Below are 5,427 nucleotides of genomic sequence, written 5' to 3' on the forward strand. Positions count from 1 at the left end.
GTTCTCTCCCATTCTCTACCACAGAACGGCTCAAAAATTTGATGCGTTTACCCTGACAAACTATCGGTACAAACTATAGGCCTTCCCAGCTAGAGGCTGAGAACGAGGCGACAGGAGGCGAAACCTAAAACGCGATCGACCAACCTTGTTTCGAGGCTTGCTGGCGGGTATACGTCACCGAATGCACCTCGTCGCCGCGATCGTCAACCAAAGAAATCGAACCGCCGCGATTGACCAGTTGCGCCGTTCTCGCTTTCAACACCACCTGTACCGTCTCGCCGCCGGGAACCGTCAAATCTTCGATGGTATGCTGGCGATCGCGACTGTCGCGAATTCCCCAACCGGACAAATCCACCGTATCCGGAGACAAATTCAACAGCGTCACCGTTTCGTTTCCTGCTTCGGGTCCGGCGGGATTGACTTTCGCCGCCACGATTTTCACGCTTCCGGGAACCGCCACGCCGGGAAACTCCACGGACTCCGACGGCGGTTCGACAATTTCCTCGTCGCGATCGCGATCGGTAAAATAGAACCGCGTCAATACCGGAAGATGGTCGCTAATTTTCGATCGCAACTGTTCCCGCAACGACTGCGATACCCCGTTTTCCAGCAACAGATTCCAGTTAATGACTTTCGATCGATCCTGTAACCGTTCCACCCCCTCCACCTGAGACGTCACCGCAATAAAATCTAACCGAGAACTGTAGCCGCTGGAAAAAAAGTGACTTCCTTCGCGATCGTGGTTCCAGTTCGCAAACCGAAGCTGTCCCGCCGCTTCCAAATTCCGCAACACTTCCCATTCCGACTGAAACGGCGAAGCGTTCCAATCTCCCGCGATGATGACATCCTCATCCACGGCTTCGTTTTGCAGCCACTCCGCCAGCAACCTCGCCGCCGCCGTCCGCTGTTCCTCGCTGCGATGTCCCCGACGAGAATCCCGCTGGGACTTCAAATGAACCCCGACGAGGTGAAAGTCAAACGGCGGTTCGGGACTTCCCGGTGCAGACAACGCCACAAACCTTGTATGGAGGGGATAACGGGGAAAAACGGGTTTGCGAACTCGTCCCACTTGCACCGTCGGCGAATCGTCCGCGAACAGTTCCTCGGGTTCGGTGGTGGCGCGAACCCACTCTGTATCGTACAGGAACGCCACGCGGATATCGCCGCCGCTCAGGCCGTAGATGGTTTCGTAAAATCCCGCTCCCCGTTGGGTGAGTTCGTCGGCGATTCCGTCGAGGGAGCCTTCGGCGACTTCTTGCAATACGAAGATGTCGGCGTTGAGTTCCTCGAAAATCTGGCGAACGATGCGAACTCGTTCGGGGTCGAGGTCGTTAAAGAAGCGGAGGTTCCAGGTAATAATATCGAGGTATTCGTCGCTACCTTGGTAGGCGTCGGGGACGAAATCCTTTAAGGCTTGAGAAATTCGATCGATGGACAAGGCAACGACTCCAGACACGACAAGCACTCTATTTGATTGTTGCAGGAATTTGCCATCTGTCAAGAATTCTTCTGTAAGTGACTTACTGGTTAATTCAAATTTTAATTCAAAATGCGAATTGTGAATTTAATGTAAATTTAACCATCAAACACCGCTCGAGAAGATGACAAATTGATTTTTTATTGTTATAAATAAGCTATGATTTATATAAATCTAAAAGCCAGCCGTAACTTAACCATCTCATAAGGAGATTAAGTTAAATGAAGAGACGTTATTTTGTATTATGCCTCGTTGGGTTGACTTCTGGATGTGTCGCGACACAATTTGATATCGATGATTTGGGGCCTCGAAATCCCGAAAGTTTGAGACTGACTGTCACCGACACACAGGGATTGCAGCAACTTCAGGAACTTTACGAACCAGCTCGCCAAGTTTTGGCAGATATTCTTAACATTAAAGTTGAATTTGTTCCCGTCAAAAGTCATCTCGATGCTGTTCCAGCGATGCTCGCCGATCGATTGGATTTGGCTTTGTCGGGGCCGTCTGAATATCTCATTTTGCAAGCGAGAGCGAATGCTGTTCCGATTGTTTCCATCACGCGACCGACTTATTACTCAGTGATTGTGGTTCGTCGAGACAGCAACTTGCGATCGATTCGCGATCTGAAAGGCAAAAAAGTTTCGATAGGTCCTATTGGTTCTACCTCTCAACATATTTATCCCTGCAAACTCTTTCTCGATGTCGGTTTAAAGTTGCAGTCCGATCTGATTCCCGTTATCAGCCAAGATATTTTTAACAAAGAGGGACTCGAAGCCTTAATTCAAGGGGAAGTCGATGCTTGGGTAATTTCTAATAATTTGTATTTCAGCATCGTTCGAGAAGTTGGCGTATCCCCTCGCACGCTCTCTATTATTGCCAAAAGCGAACGAATTCCTGGTGATGTTTTAGTGGCAAATTTACAACTCGGCTCGAGGTTTGTTGAAACGATGCGTTCTCGCATCCTTGAAAACAAGGATTTATTCTTACAAGCTCTGCAATCATCTTCGGAAAAAATGAAGTATGGAAATTCACAAATTTTACCTGCAAAGGATGAGGATTATAATGATTTGCGAGAGACCTACAAATCCCTAGGTCAAGAATACCTCATTCAATAAATAAATGAATTGAGTTAAATAAAGCATTTTGAGTTTTTCACAAAACCCAATACAATAAATGAAGCCCTTAAAAACATACAAAAAAATTCAAAATTGGCAGCAAGCTATCCTCGATCGATGGTCGTTTCGGCAAAAGCTCAGCTATGGATATGCGTTAGCGATTGGGGTTGTCGTTTTCGGCACTATTTTCGGTTTTAGTGCGTTCGTTTATTATACTCAAAAAACCGAATATATTCTCGATCGTATCGAGAAAGAAGAACACTATATTGAAGAGTTAAATCGCAATATATCGAACGTCCGATCGCATCCGATCGAACTCATCTTTGCCTCTGAAGATATTCTAGTTTTTCACTATAGAATCAGTCAATTGCACAACAGCGTCAGTCAACTCAAAGCCACACTACGGGAAGCACAAACCTTTAGCTACTCAAATCCTAATTTATTCCCCGGTCGTTCCGAGGCATTACAAGCACTCATGCAAGATTGCGAACTCGAAATCGATGCTTACGTGCAGTGGCTTGATACTCTGAACAAGAACATCGTACCCGATCGAGTAGACTCTCAGCCTTACGCAATCGATCGACAGAAATTCGTACAACTGTTAACTGAAGAAGAATCCGTTCAGTTGCACAACCGCTTGAACGACTTGTTAGAACGAGTCACGTACTTTGAAAAACAGTCTCAGCGAATCTCGCAACAAGCCGAAATCGAACTCAAGCGAGCCGCGAAACTCAGAACGGGGGTAATTGTAAGCAGTATCGTTCTTTCTGCGATGATGGCAGCTTGGTTAGCTAAACGAACCAGTCAAGCCATTGCCAATCCCATTCTCAACGTGACCAAAGTCGCACAACAAGTCACCGAAGAGGCCAATTTTACACTTCAAGTTCCGGTGACGACTCGAGACGAAATTGGTTCGCTGGCGAAATCCCTCAATCAACTGATTCAGTGGGTGGGAAAATATACTGACGAGCTGGAAGCTGCGCGAGATAATTTAGAAAATCGAGTCGCCGAACGAACCCAAGAACTTGAAAACACGCTGCGAGAACTCAAGCAAACGCAAATGCAACTCGTCCAAAACGAAAAAATGTCGAGTTTGGGGCAAATGGTTGCAGGAGTCGCGCATGAAATCAACAATCCCATTAATTTTATTTATGGTAATTTAAGCCACGCCAAAGATTATACTCAAGATTTATTAGAATTACTCGAATTATATCAAAAACACTATCCTGAACCCGATATTGAAATTCGAGATAAATCTGAAGAAATCGAGCTAGATTTTCTCAATGAAGATCTGGCTAAACTCTATCAATCCATGACAGTTGGCGCCGAGCGAATTCGAGAAATTGTAAAGTCGCTGCGACTATTTTCTCGGCTAGACGAATCGGAAATCAAGTCGATCGACATTCACGATGGAATCGAGAGTACGCTGACGATTCTCATCAATCGTCTGAAAGCTCAAAAAGAGCGCCCGGAAATCCAAGTGTTAAAAAAATACGGAAAACTGCCGACTGTAAAATGCTACGCCGGACAACTGAATCAAGTGTTTATGAATGTTTTAACAAACGCGATCGATGCGTTAGAAGAAAAATTCGATCGCCAGTGCGAGACCCCCCTCAACGGTGAGTCTACAGAGGCCAAGGACATCTCTTTAACCATTCGGATTCAAACCCAGCTTATCGAGGGCGATCGCATTGAAATCCGCATCGCCGACAATGGCTTAGGAATTCCCGAAGCGGCAAAACATCGTTTGTTCGATCCCTTTTTCACGACCAAACCCATTGGCAAAGGCACCGGATTAGGGCTGTCGATATCTCATCAGATTATCACCCAAACCCATGGTGGAAAAATCGACTGTATTTCTACGGCCGGACAAGGAACAGAATTTATCATTCAAATTCCCTGCCACTTCCCCAAGGAATCCATCGATCGCGCGATCGAAACCTCTGAAAATACCAATTAAAATACAAGCGTCGTTTCACGCAATGCGATCGTGACTCAAACCATTTACCCTGGAGAAGTCTTCAGCAACACCGCCGACTTTGACGGTGGAATTCGCCAACTGCTGCCTCGCTACGACGAAATGCTCGAGGCGGTCAAAAGAGGCGGGTTTCGAGATACTGACCGATCGTCAACTCTTCCCCGTCGCGGGAAATAATCGTCTGACGAGTGCGGTATTTGCTGCCAATCAGCTTGATTTCTTCTTCAAACTGCGAGTTGTTGTACTCCGTGTACAGACACATCGTATCGGCATTGCGAAACTCGTAGCGAGCGGTGACGGGTTTGGGAGTGGCGAAGCCGCGATCGCGATATAACCTCTCTCCCTTAACGCCGAAAACCGTCGAACCTTTGGCGGGTTTGCGACTGACGCCTTCATAATGACTTTCCCAGGTGATATAACTCCCGCAAACGAAGGCCATCTCGTCCTCGAATTCGTGGCGGTGCGCGAGTTGGACGAGGCGGGAATGTCCGGCGTTTAAAAATTCAATGTCGATGAAACTCGTCACCTCTTGGGGCGGTTCTCCCGTTTGGAGCCTGTAGTAGCGTCGCACCGATTTCCAGCGCCCCTCGGTTTTGCGGAAAAACTGCTCTACCAGGGCTTCGGTGGAGACGCGATCGATTTGTACGGGAAAAGTCATAGAGAACGTCCTCACGAGAGATTGAGATAGAGTGTCGCCACTTTCGTCAAGCAGTCTTATTAAAAGTTAACACACACCAATGAACCCAGACCAAGGCGTGACGGAAGCTCCCGTTCCCACCCGTTCGTTTAAACGAGTTTTAAGAGAGTTGACATCCTCCCCGGCCTAAAGGCGCGGGGATTCCCAGACCTCACGATCT

General features: G+C 47.3%; 4 protein-coding genes. 2 read left to right on the forward strand and 2 right to left on the reverse strand.

Translation table 11 applies throughout. The features are described from left to right. Positions 1–124: 124 nt before the first annotated feature. A complete protein-coding gene (locus ACP5D4_RS20830; RefSeq protein ID WP_428013529.1) occupies positions 125–1,456 on the reverse strand; it encodes an endonuclease/exonuclease/phosphatase family protein in 1,332 nt (443 codons plus the stop codon). A gap of 344 nt (positions 1,457–1,800) precedes the next feature. Here ACP5D4_RS20830 and ACP5D4_RS20835 point away from each other — a divergent pair, with 344 nt between their 5' ends. Next, positions 1,801–2,592 (forward strand): phosphate/phosphite/phosphonate ABC transporter substrate-binding protein, encoded by a 792-nt coding sequence (locus ACP5D4_RS20835; protein WP_428013530.1) that lies wholly within the window; start codon positions 1,801–1,803, stop codon positions 2,590–2,592. Between the two features lie 58 nt (positions 2,593–2,650). After that, on the forward strand, positions 2,651–4,552 hold the full coding sequence (locus ACP5D4_RS20840) for a sensor histidine kinase (RefSeq protein WP_428013531.1): 1,902 nt from the start codon (positions 2,651–2,653) through the stop codon (positions 4,550–4,552). Between the two features lie 133 nt (positions 4,553–4,685). On the opposite strand, the gene ACP5D4_RS20845 is transcribed toward ACP5D4_RS20840, so the two are convergent. Next, positions 4,686–5,228: a phycobiliprotein lyase gene (locus tag ACP5D4_RS20845; RefSeq protein WP_428013532.1), complete on the reverse strand. Its 543-nt coding sequence runs from the start codon at positions 5,226–5,228 to the stop codon at positions 4,686–4,688. Positions 5,229–5,427 lie beyond the last annotated feature (199 nt).

This window comes from Baaleninema sp., assembly GCF_049974805.1.
In the GTDB taxonomy this organism is placed as follows: Bacteria; Cyanobacteriota; Cyanobacteriia; order Cyanobacteriales; family Geitlerinemataceae; genus Baaleninema.